Here is a 20,292-nt window from a genome sequence, read left to right as displayed (position 1 = left end):
AAAAGCGATTTTTCTCTATTATCACCTTATTGTCACCACCTATTATCACCCTTATCACGCTAAATTCCAGCACATTAAGTCTGAAAAGTGACAAGTGACAATAAGAATAACGTTTTTAACTCTGTAGAAAGAGACAAATTATAATCACCAGGTCACTATTATTTCCTTCAACAGATTACTCTTCATTCAGTCGATTCAGCAAATATCTGACATTCTCAAGATGTAAATGATTGACCCGGTACATCTGTTTATATTGCCAACTATTTTTAGTAGTATCGATAATACAATCTATAAAAGAGCCCATTATATTGGCACTTTGCATACGATTGGCATTTGAAACCTGCATATTCATCATATGCATACCAAATCCTTTAATCACATCTTTTACACTAATTTTCTTAAAATGATGAACTGCCTCGAAGGCTGCTACATTACCAAAAAGAACATTCTCTAAATCTTCCAGTCTTTGCCGATCCGAGCGTTCCACCAAATAACTGGCTGGATTTATAAAACGATTGAGCGTAAGATAAAAGGTCATCATTTCATGATCAGAAAAAAAAATGGCATGCATGAACTGTGTTGCGTCCCCCGGACAAACAATCTGCTGGTTGTTTAAAACCTCCTTCATAAGAATTTAAATTAAATGGTGAATAAATTAAGTTCAACGGGGCTAAACAGAAAGGTGGTTTTAGATAATAAAAGAAGCGGTTCCGCCTGTCCCATTGCTCTTTTCTCGTTCACACAAGGCAGCAGGTGCATTAACACTCTACATGGGGGTGCGAAACCGCCCATATAGAATGAACCGGACAGGCATAAAAATGCCTGCCACAATTACAAGGCAGGTTTCCAGCCTTGTGTGATTTTGAAAAAAGAGCACTACAAAGATAGGACATAAATCAGAATAGGAAAAAGAAATTCATTCTAAATTGCATATACCACAGTAAAATGCAAGGTATAAGCCTTATTTCTAATCACAAGCCAAACTCGTTTCAAAGAAAAAGGAGAATGTTGTGACTCTCTCTTTTATAAGATAACAACATTCTCCCAGCAATCTGTTTTACCGGGGGAGGACCCCAGTTTTACCAAACGGATACCTATCTCAACTCAAATGGTACAATTCCTTTAATGTCTCTGGATGATGTTCCGATGACTGCTTCAAACTTACCCGGTTCTGCCATCCACTCGTGTTTGACATCATCGAAGAAGCTCAGGGCTTTTTTATCAATCGTCAGCGTTACAGCCTTCTCCTCACCCGGAGCCAGTTTTACTTTCTTGAAGCCTTTCAGTTCCTTGACCGGACGAGGCAGAGAGGATTTCTTATCGCTGACATAAAGCTGGATAACTTCCTGACCTTCACGAGTACCTGTATTCTTTACGTTGATCGTGAAAGAGATGGTATCATCGGCAGTCATCACCTTTTTGTCAGCCGAAGGTTTCCCGTAAGCGAAAGTAGTATAGCTCAATCCGTGTCCGAACGGGAAAAGCGGTTTGATCTTTTCTTTGTCTGCCCAGCGATAGCCTACAAAAATATCTTCACGATAGATTTCGTTTATGGTATCACCATTGTTCTTGGAGTGTGCCAGTTCTTCTTTATTCCCCGGATATTCACCCAGTGTATGTGCGCCTACGTCTTCCAGTCTTGCAGGAAAAGTAAAAGGAAGTTTCCCCGACGGATTAGCATCTCCTAGCAGTACCGAAGCAAGAGCTGTTCCGGCTTCCGAACCTAAGAACCAACCCTGAACAATAGCGGGCACTTCATTTACCCAAGGCATGGCAACCGCATTACCGGAGATGTTTACGACAATCAAGTTCTTATTTACTTTTGCCAACTCGCCAATCACTCTGTCCTGCGCATACGGCAACCCAAGGGATGCACGGTCCGAATCTTCGCAATCCTGATGATTGCTCTTGTTCAGTCCACCGAAGAAAATTACGTAATCCGCATCTTTAGACACTTCTACAGCCTCAGCAAGAAGTTCATCCTCCGAACGGTCGTCTTTCAAATCTTGTCCGGTCTGTACTCCATTATATTCCCCTGTCGGGTCACCAACGTATCCACGGGCATACAAAACTTCCGCCTGTGAACTTACGCGGTTCTTCAAGCCGTCCAAAGGAGATATCTCATATTTCACTTTCAGAGAAGAACTACCACCGCCTACAGTCATCATCTTAATGGCGTTTTCACCGATAACAGCAATCTTCCTGGCTTTCTTCAAGTCAATAGGCAATACATTATCCTTATTCTGTAACAGTACAATTCCTTCTTCACCGATTTTTCGTCCGGCTTGTCCATGCTCGGGCGAAGCCAGAGAACCGAAAGGTTTATGCGGGTTCATCGAAGTGCGGAAGATCAGACGGAGGATATTACTCACTTTTTCGTCCAGTTCTTTGGTTCCGACTGTTCCGTCCTGGATCAGTTTCAGGTAAGGATGTGCCAAATAGTAATTGTCATAAGCATTCCTTGTCCCGGCAGAAAGTCCGTTTGTCCATGAACCGAACTCCATGTCCAGACCATTCGAAATGGCCTGGAAAGTATCATGTACTCCGCCCCAATCTGAAACGACGACACCATCAAAGTCCCATTCCTTACGCAGAATATCTTGCAGCAATCGCTTATTATGGCACGCATGCTGAGTCTTATAGAGCTTACCGGAGTCGGTATCTTCACTAAACGAATAAAGGTTGTAAGCTCCCATTATCGCCCAAGCACCACCTTCCTGAACGGCCGCTTTGAAAGCCGGAAGATAAATCTCATAAAGAGCACGGTCGCTCAAATGAACATTGGTGGTGTGACGGTTGAACTCCTGATTGTTTAATGCGTAATGCTTCACACAAGCAGCAACACCGTTTTCCTGTACTCCCTTAATATAAGGAACTACCATTATGGAAGACAGGTACGGATCTTCGCCCATATATTCAAAATTACGCCCATTCAACGGGGTACGGTAGATGTTGACACCGGGCCCCAGGAGAATATCTTTTTTCCGGTAACGGGCTTCTTCGCCAATGCTCTTCCCATAAAGGTAAGACATTTCGGGATTCCATGTTGCAGAAAGGCAAGTCAATGCAGGATAGGCTATACAGGAATCGTTTGTCCATCCTGCCTGATCCCACTCATCCCATAATACTTCGGGACGGATGCCGTGAGGGCCATCGGTTGCCCATACTTCGGGAATCCCTAAGCGGGGGGCTCCCGGTGAACTAAATTTAGACTGCGCGTGTGTCATCTTCACCTTCTCTTCAAGTGTCATACGGCTCAGCGCATCTTTCACCCGTTCTTCGATAGGCTTGCTCGTGTCCAGATATACTGGTGTCTGCGCCATATTCATAGTCGGTAAAACGGCGGCTATAGACAAGCCAAGTAACGTTGCTTTAAATTTCATGTTCATAAATGATTTCTGTATTTTTACTTCTTCACAACAGAAAGAATTCCTTTATCTATCCCCTGAGTGAAATCTAACGTAAACACATAAGTAACTCCCTGTTCCAACGGAGAGGCCAATACAAGATTTTCCTCATCAACATTGAATAAGTTCCGGGTAGCCTGATCCATTTGCAGGTTCTTTTGATGAAATTGCTGATCCCAAGACTTTCCACCCAGATATTTAACACTGATATAATCGTATCGTATGCGTTCACCAATAACCGTACTGCCTTCAGCACCAGTCTTCCCAGTAAACTGATAAACTTTCGGACTGATTTCCGCCACACAATAAGCAGTCGAAAAGTCCCAGTTAAATTCGTCCTTAATAGACGGAGAGCCCATACCATAGCCCAACAACCATACGGCACCATGCCCGTCAGCATCCAGTCCGGCTTCACTATTGCCATTCATACGTACTACTGCAAAGTATTTGCGTGTAGCATTTACCATCACCCGGTAGCTACCGGCAACCGGCAAGAACTTCAAGTGATTATCTCCGGTCTTCACCAGATAATCCGGATCAACATACCAATCATTTAGATCTTCGATGCCACCTATTTCGAGTGTCTGGTTCTGCGTCAAAGACATCTGCAATTGATACATATCGGAACTGCCTTCTTCCAGCTTCATTCCATTGATTGTAATGTCCGGTCGCGGCAAGTCTACCTGTCCTACTTTCTCTACAGTCAGTACTGCTTTGGTATTACCTTTCGTTACATCTACCGTAAACTTATAAACACCGCCTCTCTCAAATTTCTGACCTTCCTGCAACTTCAAGTTACCCGACTCTGTTATTTCAACAAGGTCGCTTGTAGTAGAGATGGCATCTCCCTTAAATTCACCATTATCCCACTTGTTTATGTGGAAGAATTTAAAGTCAATATCACTTGTTTTCATAGTCACACCGGCAGTAAACGTAAGCTGATACTTCTTTGCCGTAAGTTGCGGCATACACAAACCATTCTCCGGCGTCCATCCCACTTCGTACAAAGATACCGACGGCTTGCCAATTCCATTTCCGATAGCCCAGATAGCTCCTGTTCCGTCATCCTGCAATTTAGCTGCTTCACCGTCTTTTAAAGCTATGACAGAGAAGTACTGTCTCTTACCGTTTGCTGTAATCTGATAGCTTCCGTCAATCGGCAGGAACTTCAGTGTTCCATCCTCCTGCTTTTCAAAGAAGTCCGGATCAATCCACCATTCATCATAAGCAGGCACTCCTTCGAACGTCAGAATGTCATTCTGCTTTAACGACAGTTTAACAGCATATACATCGTTTTCTACCAGTTCCATTTCTTTTCCGTTCAGCAATAATTTGGCAAACGGACTCGCTTCATAGTTGAAAGTATTAAACTGAATCGTATAATTGCCCGGCTCTGTATTGGAGAACGGGATAGACGTAGTAGAGCCTACTGCAATCGTATTGTCTTCCCAGCCAAAAGTTAGCTCGTTACCGTGCTCCCCTACTTTCGGAGTTTTGATATACGCCTTCATCTTCTGCGAAAAGTCTCCCGATACGCTATAATGATACATCGATTGCCTGTCCATCCGGTACTCCTGCCCTTCTTCATCTACCAGGGTCAGATAAGGAAAGTCCGGGCGTGCCAACGTAAGTTCCGTTTCCTGTTCCGTCGTAGTAAAGTGAATATTCTGAAGGATATACTTCAATGTCGCCTTTCCGTTAGGAATATTAGCATAATAAGGAATATAAATCTTTCCGGTATAGTCGCTTCCACTTGTCTTTGTTCGGATCACCGTTTCAGATACCTGTTCTTCTCCATAGAAAAGCTGCGCTTTCAAAGTAGAAAGAGGAACGTCTACATCCGAAGCCTTGATCATAAACGGAAGGCTGTCTCCGAAAAGGGCATCCGCATTCTCCGCCTTGATCTCCATACTCGGATTACCGGGAAGGAACTCGTCATCATTACAGGAATTCATGGATAAGATTCCCGCCAATGCCAATGTTATATAGATACTTTTTTTCATTGTCTTTATACTTTTAAGGTTCTTACTTTGACTTTGCCCAACGGTATGAAGTTACTGATTTACCGGGAACGTCATAAGCAAAATGACGTTGGCCGTCGCTGACAGTTATCTTCTTCGACTTCTCATTGTTGTTTATCAGAACAAAGGCATACGTTCCGTCCGTATTTTCGAAAGCAGAACAGGTAATACCGTTGTCCGTATAACCGGTAGTGGCGATACGCACAGCTCCCGGCTTCACAACACTTGAAAGATGAGCAATGATATAGTAGTGAGAGTTACGTATGATTGTCTTATAATCACTGTTATTGATATCTACCGCACCATAGCAAGTCTGACAACCACCTTCACGATTCGGACCACGGTCGTTATCGAGCATCAGATTCCAGACAATTACGCCCTTACACCAATTATTGATTGTTCCCAATGCTACCTCTTCCATATCTTCCATCAGACGCTTCGACAAGTCACGTCCGCTGTTCCATGTGCCGATAGAAGTTTCTGTAAACAGAAGTTCTTTCTCAGGATATGCCTGATGTATATTCAGCAATTCTTCACGGTTGCCGCCATAGTTATGGTAAGCAGCACCTGCCAGATACTGAGAAGCAGCAGCATCTTCGTAAATCTTGCCCGGATAGTTCTTCTGCGATTCGATATTGTCATAATTGTAGTTATGGTCGAAAGCATAAATCTTGGTAGACAGTCCGGCAGCTTTCATCTGAGGACCGAGCGCTGTTTTCACGAAGTCTCTTTGTTCTTCCCATTCCATATAGAGCGAAGCGGAGTTGCCACGGTTCAAAGGTTCATTTTGCGGAGTTACTGCATAAATGTCAATGCCTTCGGCTTTAAATGCCTGTATCCATTTCACAAAATAAGTAGCATAATCCTGATAATAATCCGGGTTCAATTGTCCGTTCGTCCACGAATCCAATGGTGTACGGTCTGTCAGGCTTTTCACTTTCATCCATTTCGGACAGGTCCAAGGAGCGGCAATTACCTTGATAGAAGGGTTAATGGCCAGAATCTCTTTCAGGATCGGAAGGATATAGTCCTTTTCTTCGCTCTGCAAAGCAAAGTTTTCGATCCCTTTCGTATCACAGCAGGTATATTCGCTTAACGAGAAGTCCGAACAACCGATGGAAATACGGATGTAACTGAATCCGAAACCATCTTTGTCGGAGAATGTTTCCGTCAGGAAAGCATGACGGTCAGCCGGTTTCATCAGTAACAGGTTGTAACAGGTAGAACCTGTGATAGCTGCTCCGAAACCATCCATCGTCTGGTACTGTTCCGCAGGATTCAAAGTTATTGTGGTCGGAGCCAGATTGTCTTTCGGGCTGAAGTTAACCGCATCACGGGCCAAATCACGGGTCAGACTGCTGGTTGTCGTATAAATGGCTACATCTCCGGTGGGGACAGGTACTACCGGTTTTTCCGCATCATCACTATTGCTACAAGCCGCTAATATGGTGAAGCATCCTAAAAAGGTCAGTGCTATATTTCTCATGTTTATCATAATCGTTAGTTTCTTTTTCTATTTAAATACATTATAAGCGATGTTATCTCCGGCTCTATCAATATCCGGGGTTCTGTTCAATCTTGTCATTGGCATCGATTACCGATTGTGGGATAGGCAGGCGATAAGAGTTCTTATCAAAGGCGTAAACCTGTGACTTGCGACCTGAATCTTTCGCATATACGGCGTTCATCACCTCTTCTACCTTATCCAGACGAACCAGATCAAACCAGCGTTGTCCTTCGAATGCCAGTTCCAGCCGACGTTCGTTGAGCAATGCGGTAATCATCGCATCCCGGTCTTTACGTACGGATGAAGACAATTCGCCCAATCCGGCACGTTCACGTACTTCGTCGATGATCTTAGCTGCCGCTTCCAGATCCGGTGTATCCTGCATGATCAATGCTTCTGCCTTCAATAACAGCACATCAGCATAGCGGTATTTAATAATGCTGCTATTAGCCGAACGGCATTTGTACATGAAAGGATAATTGTCCGACGGATAATAGTTGCTCCAATTACAATCATAGTAAACTACGGATTCCTGAAAGCGAATCTGATCTCCTTCTTTCTTGAAAGCATTGATCAAATCACGTGACGGAGTTACCCATTTTGCCCAAGTGAAGTTATTATTCCAGTTTACAAGGTCACGTCCGAACATCCATGTACACCAGTTACCCGAACCGGGAGTAAACTGAGCTTCCAGTATAGATTCTTTAGTATTACGGACTTTTGCATCCGTTCCGGCAGCATTCATGCCGAACAAATCGCTAAAATCCTTCACAAGCTCAAAACCATCAGCCTTCACCTCGTCACAGTAACGGATTACTTTTGAATAGTCACGCAACGGTTTCTCTGCATAGATCTTTGCAAGAAGAGTACGGGCTACGGATTTTGTAAACAGAGTTTTGTTGCCTGCCGTATTATCCGGCGCATGCTGGATGGCAGCCAGCAAATCTTTCTCTATCTGCTGATAAGCTTCCAGTTCTGTGTTTTGTGCCGGGAAATATTGTTCATACACATCTTCGATATTTTCTGAAGTAATATCATCAGCTACTGTTGTAATAACCGGGAAATCCCCCCACAGACGTACCATATCGAACATGACCATGGCACGGAATATCATTGCTTCCGCCTTATACTGCGCACGTTCGGCAGTAGTCAAAGAGTTATCGGTCACCAAGTCAATATTACATATCAATTTATTGGCACGGGCAACGTCTTCCAGATAACGGTTCCAGTCACGTTCGAGCACAGAGTTGGAACCTTCGATGGAATTGTTCTCAAACGGAAGTACCTCAGCTCCCGTAGTTCCTGCGTACGCATTATCCGCATGCGAATCTGATATGAGCAACAAGTCCACATACCAGTGTTCCTGACGATCGCGCATCTGATTATAGATAGTCGTCAGGTGACTTTCTACAGCCGCTTTATCTTTAAATACCACCTTTGTACCGGTATCCGTCACACCTTCGGTCACATCCGAATAAGTATCGATCGGATCGTAATTCAGTGAGCAGGAAGAAAGTCCGAACAGCAAACCGGAAGTGAGTCCATAAAATATATATCTTAGTTTCATAGTCTTTCCTTTCATTAGAATTCAACATTAATACCAAACACGTATGATCTAGAATGCGGGTATGTACCCCAGTCGATGCCTTGCACCGTACCGCTGTTACCCCATTGGTTTACTTCCGGGTCCATGCCGGAGTAGCTTGTCCATGTCAGCAGATTGGTAGCGGTAAAGTAAGGTTGCAGACGGGTGATTCCCCATTTCTGCAGTAATTTGCCCTTAAAGTTGTACGACAAGGAAACGTCTTTCAATCTCAGGTAACTGCCATCTTCAATAAAGTAAGTAGAGTTCAGCAACTTGAAATTAGCTTTCGGCACATTGGTTATCTGTCCGGGTATCTTCCAGCGGTTCAGTACTTTGGTAGACTGATTCTTTCCATCGTACATCCCTTCTGTTTCTATACGGGAAGCATTGAAGATATCATTTCCGTAAGAGCCTTGGATAAACACACTCAAATTAAATCCTTTCCATGAGAAAGTGTTGGTCAGACCATAAGTAAAGTCCGGATTCGGGTCGCCGATATAAGTACGGTCGGAAGTCGAGATTTTACCATCACCACTCAGGTCACGATACATTAATTCACCTGTCTCAGGATCTACACCGTCACTGATATATCCGTAAAAGCCTCCTAAAGCACGTCCCGGCTCATTACGCACTACATAATCGTTGACTACATCCGCAGTTTTGGCATCATAGTACACTTTCTGCAATTCAAGTTTCGTCAATTTGTTCCGGTTGAAGGAAATATTGAAGTCCGTATCCCAGGTAAATGCTCCCCCCCGGAAGTTCTTCGAACTAATGGTAAGCTCAAAACCTTTATTAGTCATTTCACCTTCATTACGGGCGATAGAAGTAGCTGCAGCAGCACCGGCAGGCAGTGATACGTTCATCAGCATGTTCTTGGTCTTCTTGTAATAGTAGTCCATGTTAAAAGTCAAACGTCCATTCAATACTGTCAGGTCCAGACCAATATTGGTCTGAGTAGTCGTTTCCCAAGTAAGGTCAGACGTCCGTAAATTGGCCTGGCTGATAGTCGGTACCGCATTCGCATAATCTGTTGTATCACCTTCAGCCGCTACCTTAAACCATTCAATACGACCGATATTATAACGTTGCAAATAAGCATAGTCACCAATACCAGACTGATTACCTGTCTGTCCCCAGCCTCCACGTATTTTAAAATCATCAATCCACGTCAGATCAGCCATAAACTTCTCGGAAGATACACGCCAGGCAGCTGAGAACGATGGGAATACCCCCCAACGATGATCAGGATGCAACTTAGAAGAACCGTCGGCACGCAGGTTAGCCGTCAACAGGTACTTACTATCAAAATTGTAAGCTACACGTCCGAAAAATGACATAATTCCCCATTGAGAAGCACCTGTACCGGTATTATCCCAGGCAATCTTGTTCGCGGCATTCAAGGTCTGTATCAGATCATTGCGGTAGTGTGAACCGTTTATCCAACTGTTAGAGTAGTCTGAATCCGTCCACGATGACCCTGCCATTACCTCCAGGCCATGTCTCTTGAAGTTCTTATTGTAAGTAAATACATTGTCGAATGTCAATACCGTATTCATATTCCGGTTATCGGAGGCTTCACCATACTGGTTACGTCCCCAGGCAGTAGAAATCGGATCAAGAAAAGTAGTATTTACAGCATTGCGACGGTCAAGTGTTAGAGTTGATTTAAACTTCAACTCCGGCAGCAAGGTAAGCAACACGTTGCCCGATGCCAGCAAACGGTTTTCCTTATCTTTATTATTCTTTGCACGTGCCATGTTCTCCAACGGGTTGGTGATATTTCCAACTCCATAGAAGTTATTGTAATACTGGTTCGGATTTAAAGCATCCCAGATCGGAGCATATGTCGGCGTATTGATAACAGCCAATACAACGCCACCACGATTCGCTCCTGTTCCCATCGCTCCCCCTCCGTTACTGGTATAGTCCGAGTAGGAGATATTAGCACTTACTGTCAACCAGCTACGAATCTGATTTTCAAGATTCACCCGGAAATTATAACGCTTGTAATAAGAGATATCCAGTATTCCCTTTTCATCGAGATATCCGGCAGAAAGATAGTATTTCATCTTTTCATTACCGTTAGATACTGCTACCTGATAATTTTGCATCTTTCCGGTCTTATATGTTTCGTCAAACCAATCAGTACGGTCGGGCAGTCCATCAGGCAAGGATACCAGTCCGATTTCATCCTGTAACTCTTTATACTGCGCAGCATTCAGAGATTCTACCTTATCCGCCACCTTGTTCAAGCCAAACTGTGCTGTCAGAGATACTTTTGCCTTTCCGGTCGCTCCGGCCTTTGTTGTAATCAGAATTACACCATTGGCAGCACGCGAACCATAAATAGAAGCCGAAGAGGCATCTTTCAGAATCTGCATGCTTTCAATATCATTCGGAGATAAAAACTTAATGTTATCCACAGGAACACCATCCACTACATATAGCGGATCGTTACTTCCGTTCATAGAAGTAGTACCACGCACACGAATAGACATCTCTCCTCCCGGCGTACCGCTAGGCTGAATTACGGAGATACCGGCTGCCTTACCCTGAATAGCCTGTCCGGCAGAAACGATGGGACGTACATCAAGATCTTTAGTAGACACAGTGGAAATGGCTGTCGTAACATCTTTACGTTTTACCGAACCATAGCCGATCACAACTACTTCTTCAAGTACTTCATTGTCTTCCTGAAGTGTAACTTTCATCTGTCGGGATGCTTTCTGTTCCTGCGATTTATATCCTACATAAGAGAATATTAAAGTAGCATTGGACCGGACCGTCAATGTAAAGTTACCGTCTAAATCAGTTATCGCTCCGTTAGTTGTCCCCTTTTCCTGTACACTTACACCGATAAGCGGTTCTTTCTGTGCATCCAGCACCTGACCGGATGCAGTAAATTGTTGTGCGGATGCACTCAGAGAAAAAAATACTGCTAAGATAGCAAAGAGAATCTTGCGACTCCCCGAAAGGATTTTTCGCCTGTTCTTTTTCATGCGTATTAATTTTAAAGTTTATAATTAAGGTATGTGCTTGACAGGACTTTCGCCACTATTTCAGAAGCACAGGTCAAAAGTATAAAGAAACTGAAGTGATTTGACAATGAGGGTATAATAAGTGGATTATACAAACAGACAAACCACTAATAAACAGTAAGTTAATATCAACCAAAGAGGCCTAAAAAGTGGATAGGTTACAACATCGATCAACGTATTTTCCGAACTAAATCTTCGAAATCTTCTCTGGAACCACGAGCTTTGTTTTTTACTTTCGCCCGATAATTATAAATTGTATTCACCGAATAACGGAGAAACTCTGCTATTTGTGAACTATCTTCAATACCAAGACGTATTAATGCAAAAATTCTCAGTTCGGTATTCAATAATTCATCTTTCTTCAGAATGATTTGTTCATTGTCTTGCAATAATGCATTGAACTTCTTCACAAAATCGGGAAATAAATGCAGGAAAGCAGTATCAAAGTTGGCATATAGTTCTTCCAATTCCTCATCAAGGGCATCCTGTGAGCGGGTGATTTTAAGTAATTCTGCTATCTGACCAGCAGATACTTTCTTATTTACCATACGACGATATGCATCGAGCCGATTGATATAAGTAGAGCAGAGTTTAATAAAACGGGCAATATATTCTTCCTTAATCTGGTTAGATTCAGACAGTTCTGCATTGGTAGATGTCAAACAGGCATTCATTTGCTGTAATTCTTCATTCAATTGATTCAATTGATGATTGGCTGTCTGCAGATGATTCCTTGCAACAGCCAATTTCTTCATCTGCCGGTATATATAGCCCAACGCACCAATCAGCAGCACCAGCAATGCCGTAATCAGCACTAAATACTGCTGAAGGCGGTCGTTCTGTTTCTCAATCATCGCCTGATAAGTTTTATCAATCAAAGAAAGCACATCGGCACTCTGCCAACTTCGAAGACGAGCATTATAGAATTTGGTAGCATTCCACGAGAAACGCATATATTGGTAAGCTCTCTCCATATCGCCATTCTCATAGAGCAACTGAGCCAACATCCACAAAGAAGCATGATCTTTAATAGCAGAACGAATATCAGAGATAGCAGAAAGGCAAAGATTCTGTTTCTCTCTTATTTTATCTCCAAGATATTTATAAATAAGTGAGCGATGGTAAGTTACAAGTGCATATTGAGGCGTATCGGGCTCTGCTGCCATCAGACGACGGTCGTTTATCTCCAAGGCCTCATCATACTTGTGCCGGTCACGAAACAACGTTTCGCGCATGACCATAAATTCTTCCGATTGAGGAGATAATATCGCATATAATGAATCTTTATATGCTGACGATATTTCCCGATAATAAGCAGATAACGTCTGATCTTGTGTATAAAATCCCATCTCACCATACACATGATCGAAACATGTATAATAATCAAGTATCAGATGTGAAGTTACCTTCTGTCGGTCTACTGACTTCAGGACATCAATTGATTCGGTATACATACCCGTAGAAGAAAGCAAAAGAGAAAGTTGCAGCTTACTTTCTATTTCCCGGTCAGTATCTCCCAGATTACCCGCAATACGAACATTCTCATTTAAATAGTAAATAGCGGAATCGCAAATAAAGGCTTTATATTCCTTATAGATCTGATTATTCAGATTATAGCGTTCTATGGAATTAGGAGCCACGTCTCCGGCAAGCTCTTTCAGATGCCGTATCCGCGATTCGCGCTGTACCACATAAGTGTCATGTGCCAAGATTGTCTGATCAAGGACATGCAATAGTGAATCAAGAGTTTCATCAGCCCATGAGAAAATCGGAAAAGAAGCAAACAGCAACAACAGCAAACATTTATTTTTCATTAGAGTATTAAAGTTTTGTAGGAAATATGACATTCTTCACTCAAGGTTTCACTTATAAATCAGCGTCGACAAATATTCCTCCGCAAACATCTCATTGGCAACCTCCAGCAGTTGTTCTGCCGTCAACGCCTCAATACGATGGAACACTGATTCTGACGATTCATACTTATGATAGTGCAGATATGTTTTCGCCATACCTAGCGCATTATTCTCGAAATTATCAGATGCCACGCCGATCTGGCCTATCAGTTGCTTCTTCGCTGCCGCCAGCTGAGAAGATGTCATCTTCACATCCCGCATTCGCTTCAGTTCTTTATAGGTCAGTTTCAGACAGGTATCCATATCTTCGATATCCGTACCGAAATAGATACAGAAAGCTCCTGTATCGGTATAAGAAGTCAGATTGGACTCTACATTATATACCAATCCCCTCCGCTCGCGAAGCGATACATTCAGCTTACTGTTCATGCCCGGACCGCCAAGCACATTATTCAGCAGATAAAGTGCCGTACGCTTATCATCATACGCATTGTATCCCCGGCTACCAATCATTACATGCGCCTGATGAGTATCTTTAGGCACTACCAACCGTTCGGGCACATAAAGAGGAGGAGGCATACGCTGATTATCCACCGTCACTGCCGGGATATCGGACAAATGCTTTTCCGCCAGACGGATAATCTTCTTGAAATCATGTTGTCCCTGAACAAAGAATACCATATTCCCCGGTTGATAAAAGCGACGGGTAAACGAGAGAACATCCTCCGTACGGAAACTCCGCAGCAGTTCCGGCTTACCGAGAATGTTCCTTCCCAACGGATGGTTACGGAAAATCATATCTTCAAAATCATCGAAGATCAACTCCGAAGGATTATCCTCATAAGACTGGATTTCGTCAATGATCACTTCCGTCTCCTTTTCTATTTCATGCTGCGGGAAAGTAGAATGGAATACAATATCTCCGAGCAATTCGAGGGCACGTTCCAGATGCCCGGTCAGGAAGGCGGCATAGACAACCGTCTCCTCTTTATTCGTATAGGCATTCAGATCGCCGCCCACATTCTCCATGCGGTTAAGGATATGCCACGCTTTCCGCTTCTCCGTCCCTTTAAAAATAAGATGTTCCACGAAATGAGCCATCCCCTGCTCATCCTCAGCCTCATCGCGCGTTCCGGCATCGATGGCAAAACCACAATAAGCTACTTTCGAGAGAGTCGGTTCATGAATTATGCGCAGGCCATTCGGCAATGTATATTCGTTGTAATGCATTGTTTTCTACTTCCTTATTGAATTAATGCCGCAAAAATACAATAAAACTTATTGTCGTTTATAGAAAATTGCAGATATTTGTAGACTATATTAGCAATAACGTGTATGAAAAAGATAGGAATATTCTGTTCTGCCTCGGAAAACATTGACAAAATGTACTTTGACAGTGCCCGTCAAATCGGAGAATGGATGGGAAAAGCAGGCAAAACGTTGATTTATGGAGGAGCCAATCTCGGACTGATGGAATGCGTAGCCCGCGCCGTGAAAGAGAATGGCGGTACGGTCATCGGAGTAGTTCCTGCCAAACTGGAAGAAAAAGGTAGTGTGAGCACATTACTGGACGAGGTGATTCATACCCGTAACCTGAGCGACCGGAAAGATGTGATAACAGAGAAGTCGGAGATATTGGTCGCATTGCCTGGTGGTGTAGGTACACTCGACGAGATTTTCCACGTCATAGCCGCCGCCTCTATCGGATATCATCAGAAAAAGGTGATCTTCTATAACGAATACGGTTTTTATAATGAACTTCTGGCTGCACTTAAGACGTTAGAGGATAAGGGCTTCGCCCGACAATCTTTCTCTACCTATTATGAAACAGCAAACAATCTGGATGAATTAAAAGAAAAAATAAACTGATTATATGATAGACTCCATCAAACAACTCTTGCAACAAGAGGCACAAGCAGTGCTCAATATCCCTGTAACAGACGCTTACGAGAAAGCAGTACAACTGATTGTAGAACAGATACATCAGAAAAAAGGGAAATTAGTAACTTCCGGCATGGGAAAAGCCGGACAGATTGCCATGAACATCGCCACAACCTTCTGCTCCACCGGCATTCCATCGGTCTTCCTGCACCCCAGTGAAGCGCAGCACGGCGACCTCGGCATCCTACAAAAAAACGATTTGCTCCTGCTTATCTCCAACTCCGGCAAAACACGCGAAATCGTGGAACTGACCCGACTGGCACATAATCTGGACCCGGAACTGAAGTTTATCGTTATCACCGGAAATCCCGACAGCCCGCTGGCCAACGAATCAAACGTCTGTCTGAGCACCGGTAAACCTGCCGAAGTTTGTACGTTAGGCATGACTCCTACTACATCGACTACCGCCATGACCGTCATCGGTGACATACTGGTAGTACAGACAATGAAGAAGACAGGATTCACTATCGAAGAATACTCAAAACGCCATCACGGTGGTTATTTGGGCGAAAAATCAAGATCGCTATGCGAAAAGTAATCGGTATCGGAGAAACAATCCTCGATATCATCTTTCGGGGAAACCAGCCTTCCGCAGCCGTACCGGGAGGCTCTGTATTCAACGGCATCGTATCCCTCGGACGAATGGGGATCAAGGTAGGTTTTATCAGTGAAACAGGTAATGACCGGGTAGGAAATATCATTCTGCAATTCATGCGTGAAAATAATATTCCGACGGATCACGTAAATGTCTTCCCAGATGGTAAATCACCTGTATCACTGGCATTCCTCAATGAACAGAGCGATGCTGAATATATCTTCTATAAGGATTATCCCAAGCAACGTCTGGATGTGCTTTATCCTAAGTTAGAGGAAGACGATATCGTCATGGTAGGCTCTTACTATGCGCTGAACCCGGTACTCAGGGAGAAGATTCTGGAACTGCTGGACCAGGCACGCGAGAAGAAAGCAATCATCTACTACGACCCGAACTTCCGCTCTTCACATAAGAACGAAGCAATGAAACTAGCTCCTACGATTATCGAGAATCTGGAATACGCCGATATTGTACGGGGATCGCTGGAAGATTTCTTCTATATGTATGGCTTGCAAGACGTGGACAAGATATATAAAGACAAGATTAAATTCTACTGCCCGCGGTTTATATGCACGGCCGGTGGGGACAAAGTATCACTTCGCACCAATCTGGTCAGCAAAGAATATCCGATAGAACCGCTGGAAGCAGTCAGCACCATCGGTGCCGGAGATAATTTCAATGCGGGATTGATCTACGGATTGCTTAAATATGATGTACGATACCGTGACCTTAATAATCTGAATGAAGAAGTCTGGGACAAAGTAGTTCAGTGCGGGAAAGACTTTGCCGCCGAAGTATGCCGTAGTTTCAGTAATTCGGTATCGGTGGAGTTTGCCGGACAGTACGCATCGAAGTAATTACGGATACAACCATCCCCTAAATTACTATTAACTTTGGCTAATAATCGCAAAGGAATTACCACATCTAACGGTAATTCCTATCTTTGCAGTACATGATTCATCAGACAAAGAAACTATGTACAGAAACCTGTTAAACTGGCTGACCATCCTACTGGTATTTCCGTCATGTTCCGGCACTTCGCCCACTATATCCGTAGTATGTGAAGAGAACAATGTAGGAAACGCCATTATCAAATGGGAAACAGCACCTATACTGAAAGGACAGGTAAAAGTATATGCTTCCACTTCTCCCGACTTCATTCCCGAAGAAAATCCCGTAGCCACCATCAACATTGCGAAAGGGAAAAAGACCATCGTGACCAATGATCCGTCTCAGCGCTATTACTACCTGATGGTATTCAACAACAGATACCGGGTGAGGGTAGCTGCCCGTAACGTCAATATTCCCGGCATTCAGAACTTCCGTGACCTGGGAGGATACAAGTCTGCAGAAACAGGCAAAGATACCCGCTGGGGAATGCTGTACCGTTCTGCACAGATTGACAGCATTCCATTCTGCTCCCGCCGGGAATTGAAAAACATGGGTATAAGGACTATCATCGATTTGCGTTCGGAAGAAGAACGCCATAACTATCCACAGTTTCATGATGAAGACTTTAACATCCTGCACCTCCCCATTGCAACAGGAAACATGGAACACATCCTGCAAGACATACGTGATAAGAAAATAGAAACGGATACGATCTATCTATCGTTTAGTAGAGCGGATGAACCGTCAACTGGTCACCAACTACCGCAAGGAATACAAAGAACTGTTCACACTCCTGCTCGACCGCAACAATTACCCCGTCGTCATCCACTGTACTTCAGGCAAAGGACGTACGGGCATTGTTTCAGCACTGGTACTTGCCGCTTTGGGAGTCAATGAAGAAGCCATCATGAAAGACTATCGCCTGAGTAATGACTATTTCAACATCCCCAAAGCCTCCAGATACGCGTATAAACTCCCTATCAACTCGCAGGAAGCCATCACTACAATCTACTCTGCCAAGGAAGACTTCCTGAATGCAGCCAAAGAACAGATTGATGCGGAATACGGCAGCGTACAGGCATATCTGAAAAAAGGAATAGGACTCTCGGCAGAAGAAATCGAACGGTTGCGCAGCATTTTATTAATAGATAATGGTTAATGGAAAATGGAGAATGCTATGCAGGCAGCAATAATTATCCATTATCCATTATTCATTATTCATTATTTTTCTCTATCTTTGCGCCCGAAATAAAAGATATACAGAGATTTAATGAAGACATTTGAAGAGCTTGGCGTTTCTCCGGAGATACGTAAAGCAATTGAAGAGATGGGATATGAGAATCCCATGCCGGTACAAGAGGAAGTGATTCCGTACCTTTTAGGAGAAAATAATGATGTAGTAGCTCTTGCACAAACTGGAACAGGTAAAACAGCCGCATTCGGCCTGCCTCTGCTCCAACAGATTGACGTAAAGAACAGGGTTCCCCAGTCACTAATACTTTGCCCCACCCGTGAGCTATGCCTCCAGATAGCGGGCGATCTGAACGATTACTCAAAATACATTGACGGACTGAAAGTACTGCCAGTTTACGGCGGTTCTTCCATCGACAGCCAGATACGCAGCCTGAAACGCGGCGTACATATCATCGTGGCAACACCGGGACGACTGCTCGACCTGATGGAGCGCAAAACCGTATCTTTATCGACCGTTCACAACATAGTGATGGACGAAGCGGACGAAATGCTGAATATGGGATTCACCGACAGCATCAACGCTATCCTTGCCGATGTCCCCAAAGAACGGAACACCTTGCTCTTCTCGGCAACCATGAGCCCCGAAATCGCCCGCATCTCCAAGAACTACTTGCAGAATGCCAAGGAGATTACCATCGGACGCAAGAACGAAAGTACAAGCAATGTGAAACACGTAGCTTATACCGTACAAGCCAAAGACAAATATGCAGCCCTGAAACGCATTGTTGACTATTACCCGCAAATATATGGTATCATTTTCTGCCGTACCCGTAAAGAAACGCAGGAAATAGCCGATAAATTGATGCAGGAAGGCTATAACGCAGATTCACTGCACGGAGAACTGTCACAGGCTCAGCGCGATGCCGTGATGCAGAAATTCCGCATCCGCAACCTGCAATTACTGGTTGCTACGGACGTTGCCGCACGCGGACTGGACGTAGACGACCTGACACACGTGATCAACTACGGCCTGCCCGATGATACGGAAAGCTACACACATCGTAGCGGACGTACCGGACGTGCCGGAAAGACAGGTACTTCCATCGCTATCATCAACCTGCGCGAAAAAGGAAAGCTGCGTGAGATAGAGCGCATCATCGGCAAGAAGTTTATTGCCGGAGAAATGCCGACAGGCAAGCAGATCTGCGAAAAACAGCTTATCAAAGTGATTGATGAACTGGAAAAGGTGAAGGTAAACGAAGAAGAAATCACGGACTTCATGCCGGAGATTTATCGTAAGCTGGAATGGCTGAGCAAAGAGGATCTGATCAAACGCATGGTATCGCATGAGTTCAATCGTTTTCTGGACTACTACCGCGACCGTGAAGAGATCGAGACTCCGACCGACAGCCGCGAACGTAACACACGTGACAGCCGTGAAAGAGGCAGCCGCAAGGCAGCGCCGGGTTTCACCCGCTTATTCATCAATCTAGGAAAAATGGACAGTTTCTTCCCAAGCGAACTGATCAGCTTGCTGAACAGCAATACACGTGGACGAATCGAGTTGGGACGCATTGACTTGATGAAAAATTTCTCCTTCTTCGAAGTAGAAGAGAAAGAAGCACAAAACGTAGTGAAGGCGTTGAACCGCGCTAACTGGAACGGCCGCAAAGTATCTGTAGAAGTTGCCGGTGAGGAAGCAGGAGAAGGTCGGAGAGGCAGTGGTTCTGCCGAACGCAGAGGAGGAAAACGTCCTTTCGGAAGTTCCTCCGAAAAGCGTGGTGACAGTAGCCGCAACTCACGTTCCGAAAGATCGGACAGAGCACCGCGAGCTGACAGAGCGACTAAAGGCAGTGACAAGACCGACAAGAAAAAAAGAAGCGACAAGCCCAGCCGCGAAGAACGGGGTTACGGAGCACGTGGTCCTAAAAAGACAGACGACTGGCAACAGTTCTTTAAAGATAAAGAGCCTGACTTCAGCGAGGAAGGATGGGCACGCAGAAAGCCGAAAAAGAAGTAACAGGCAAAACAGCCATTATAAGGTGATGTTGGAAAAGAAGAAGATTTAAGGCGTTGATATAGTTTACCTATTCATAACCGATATTGACGTAGCATATTTATTCTCTATCCGACTCTGCTGAAAAATACTGACCTGTTATGCCTAATCTATATTTCAGTTTTTAATAAACTTCTTGATCGTTTATTAGAAACGGTATCCAAGTTTATTAAAAACGATTACATGGCTTTTCGATAGCAT

General features: G+C 44.0%; 12 protein-coding genes and 1 pseudogene. 5 read left to right on the top strand and 8 right to left on the bottom strand.

What is annotated here, in order from left to right:
• Nucleotides 1–175: 175 nt before the first annotated feature.
• The 8 genes from HMPREF9007_RS05810 to HMPREF9007_RS05850 all read right to left on the bottom strand — a co-directional run bounded on the left by HMPREF9007_RS05810 (nucleotide 176) and on the right by HMPREF9007_RS05850 (nucleotide 14,644).
• Nucleotides 176–628, bottom strand: coding sequence for a hypothetical protein (locus tag HMPREF9007_RS05810; protein WP_008762918.1), 453 nt, complete (start codon nucleotides 626–628; stop codon nucleotides 176–178).
• 466 nt (nucleotides 629–1,094) lie between these two features.
• Complete coding sequence (locus tag HMPREF9007_RS05820) at nucleotides 1,095–3,389, bottom strand: glycoside hydrolase family 3 C-terminal domain-containing protein (protein WP_008762916.1); 2,295 nt, start codon at nucleotides 3,387–3,389, stop codon at nucleotides 1,095–1,097.
• Nucleotides 3,390–3,406: 17 nt separating this feature from the next.
• Entirely contained in the window at nucleotides 3,407–5,410 is a 2,004-nt protein-coding gene (locus HMPREF9007_RS05825) for a DUF5125 domain-containing protein (RefSeq protein WP_032850621.1), read from the bottom strand.
• A gap of 22 nt (nucleotides 5,411–5,432) precedes the next feature.
• Nucleotides 5,433–6,923: a glycoside hydrolase family 30 beta sandwich domain-containing protein gene (locus HMPREF9007_RS05830; RefSeq protein WP_008762914.1), complete on the bottom strand. Its 1,491-nt coding sequence runs from the start codon at nucleotides 6,921–6,923 to the stop codon at nucleotides 5,433–5,435.
• Nucleotides 6,924–6,981: 58 nt separating this feature from the next.
• A complete protein-coding gene (locus HMPREF9007_RS05835; RefSeq protein ID WP_016269250.1) occupies nucleotides 6,982–8,517 on the bottom strand; it encodes a RagB/SusD family nutrient uptake outer membrane protein in 1,536 nt (511 codons plus the stop codon).
• Complete coding sequence (locus HMPREF9007_RS05840) at nucleotides 8,517–11,522, bottom strand: TonB-dependent receptor (RefSeq protein WP_008762912.1); 3,006 nt, start codon at nucleotides 11,520–11,522, stop codon at nucleotides 8,517–8,519. Before HMPREF9007_RS05840 ends, HMPREF9007_RS05835 begins: the two co-directional genes overlap by 1 nt.
• A 209-nt stretch (nucleotides 11,523–11,731) precedes the next feature.
• Nucleotides 11,732–13,375 carry a DUF6377 domain-containing protein gene (locus HMPREF9007_RS05845; protein ID WP_008762911.1) on the bottom strand — a complete coding sequence of 548 codons (1,644 nt, stop codon included), beginning with the start codon at nucleotides 13,373–13,375 and terminating at the stop codon, nucleotides 11,732–11,734.
• 48 nt (nucleotides 13,376–13,423) lie between these two features.
• Nucleotides 13,424–14,644 carry a pitrilysin family protein gene (locus HMPREF9007_RS05850; protein WP_008762910.1) on the bottom strand — a complete coding sequence of 407 codons (1,221 nt, stop codon included), beginning with the start codon at nucleotides 14,642–14,644 and terminating at the stop codon, nucleotides 13,424–13,426.
• Nucleotides 14,645–14,749: 105 nt separating this feature from the next.
• Here HMPREF9007_RS05850 and HMPREF9007_RS05855 point away from each other — a divergent pair, with 105 nt between their 5' ends.
• The 5 genes and pseudogenes from HMPREF9007_RS05855 to HMPREF9007_RS05875 all read left to right on the top strand — a co-directional run bounded on the left by HMPREF9007_RS05855 (nucleotide 14,750) and on the right by HMPREF9007_RS05875 (nucleotide 20,055).
• Nucleotides 14,750–15,283, top strand: coding sequence for a TIGR00730 family Rossman fold protein (locus HMPREF9007_RS05855; protein ID WP_008762909.1), 534 nt, complete (start codon nucleotides 14,750–14,752; stop codon nucleotides 15,281–15,283).
• Between the two features lie 4 nt (nucleotides 15,284–15,287).
• Nucleotides 15,288–15,893, top strand: coding sequence for an SIS domain-containing protein (locus HMPREF9007_RS05860; protein WP_008762908.1), 606 nt, complete (start codon nucleotides 15,288–15,290; stop codon nucleotides 15,891–15,893).
• The gene (locus tag HMPREF9007_RS05865; protein ID WP_008762907.1) at nucleotides 15,881–16,807 is read left to right on the top strand and encodes a carbohydrate kinase; all 927 of its coding nucleotides are present in this window, start codon (nucleotides 15,881–15,883) and stop codon (nucleotides 16,805–16,807) included. Before HMPREF9007_RS05860 ends, HMPREF9007_RS05865 begins: the two co-directional genes overlap by 13 nt.
• 118 nt (nucleotides 16,808–16,925) lie before the next feature.
• Nucleotides 16,926–18,000, top strand: a pseudogene (locus HMPREF9007_RS05870) (tyrosine-protein phosphatase).
• Nucleotides 18,001–18,111: 111 nt separating this feature from the next.
• On the top strand, nucleotides 18,112–20,055 hold the full coding sequence (locus HMPREF9007_RS05875; protein WP_008762906.1) for a DEAD/DEAH box helicase: 1,944 nt from the start codon (nucleotides 18,112–18,114) through the stop codon (nucleotides 20,053–20,055).
• Nucleotides 20,056–20,292 lie beyond the last annotated feature (237 nt).

The organism is Bacteroides sp. 1_1_14 (assembly GCF_000162515.1).
GTDB lineage: Bacteria > Bacteroidota > Bacteroidia > Bacteroidales > Bacteroidaceae > Bacteroides > Bacteroides thetaiotaomicron.
This window is presented reverse-complemented; position numbering and strand designations above follow the sequence as displayed.

Bases quoted from the DNA above. Each gene is read 5' to 3' on its own strand.
- HMPREF9007_RS05830 (WP_008762914.1), bottom strand. From the start codon at position 6,923: ATGATAAACATGAGAAATATAGCACTGACCTTTTTAGGATGCTTCACC.
- HMPREF9007_RS05850 (WP_008762910.1), bottom strand. From the start codon at position 14,644: ATGCATTACAACGAATATACATTGCCGAATGGCCTGCGCATAATTCAT.
- HMPREF9007_RS05865 (WP_008762907.1), top strand. From the start codon at position 15,881: ATGCGAAAAGTAATCGGTATCGGAGAAACAATCCTCGATATCATCTTT.
- HMPREF9007_RS05840 (WP_008762912.1), bottom strand. From the start codon at position 11,522: ATGAAAAAGAACAGGCGAAAAATCCTTTCGGGGAGTCGCAAGATTCTC.
- HMPREF9007_RS05860 (WP_008762908.1), top strand. From the start codon at position 15,288: ATGATAGACTCCATCAAACAACTCTTGCAACAAGAGGCACAAGCAGTG.
- HMPREF9007_RS05825 (WP_032850621.1), bottom strand. From the start codon at position 5,410: ATGAAAAAAAGTATCTATATAACATTGGCATTGGCGGGAATCTTATCC.
- HMPREF9007_RS05835 (WP_016269250.1), bottom strand. From the start codon at position 8,517: ATGAAAGGAAAGACTATGAAACTAAGATATATATTTTATGGACTCACT.
- HMPREF9007_RS05855 (WP_008762909.1), top strand. From the start codon at position 14,750: ATGAAAAAGATAGGAATATTCTGTTCTGCCTCGGAAAACATTGACAAA.
- HMPREF9007_RS05845 (WP_008762911.1), bottom strand. From the start codon at position 13,375: ATGAAAAATAAATGTTTGCTGTTGTTGCTGTTTGCTTCTTTTCCGATT.
- HMPREF9007_RS05810 (WP_008762918.1), bottom strand. From the start codon at position 628: ATGAAGGAGGTTTTAAACAACCAGCAGATTGTTTGTCCGGGGGACGCA.
- HMPREF9007_RS05820 (WP_008762916.1), bottom strand. From the start codon at position 3,389: ATGAACATGAAATTTAAAGCAACGTTACTTGGCTTGTCTATAGCCGCC.
- HMPREF9007_RS05875 (WP_008762906.1), top strand. From the start codon at position 18,112: ATGAAGACATTTGAAGAGCTTGGCGTTTCTCCGGAGATACGTAAAGCA.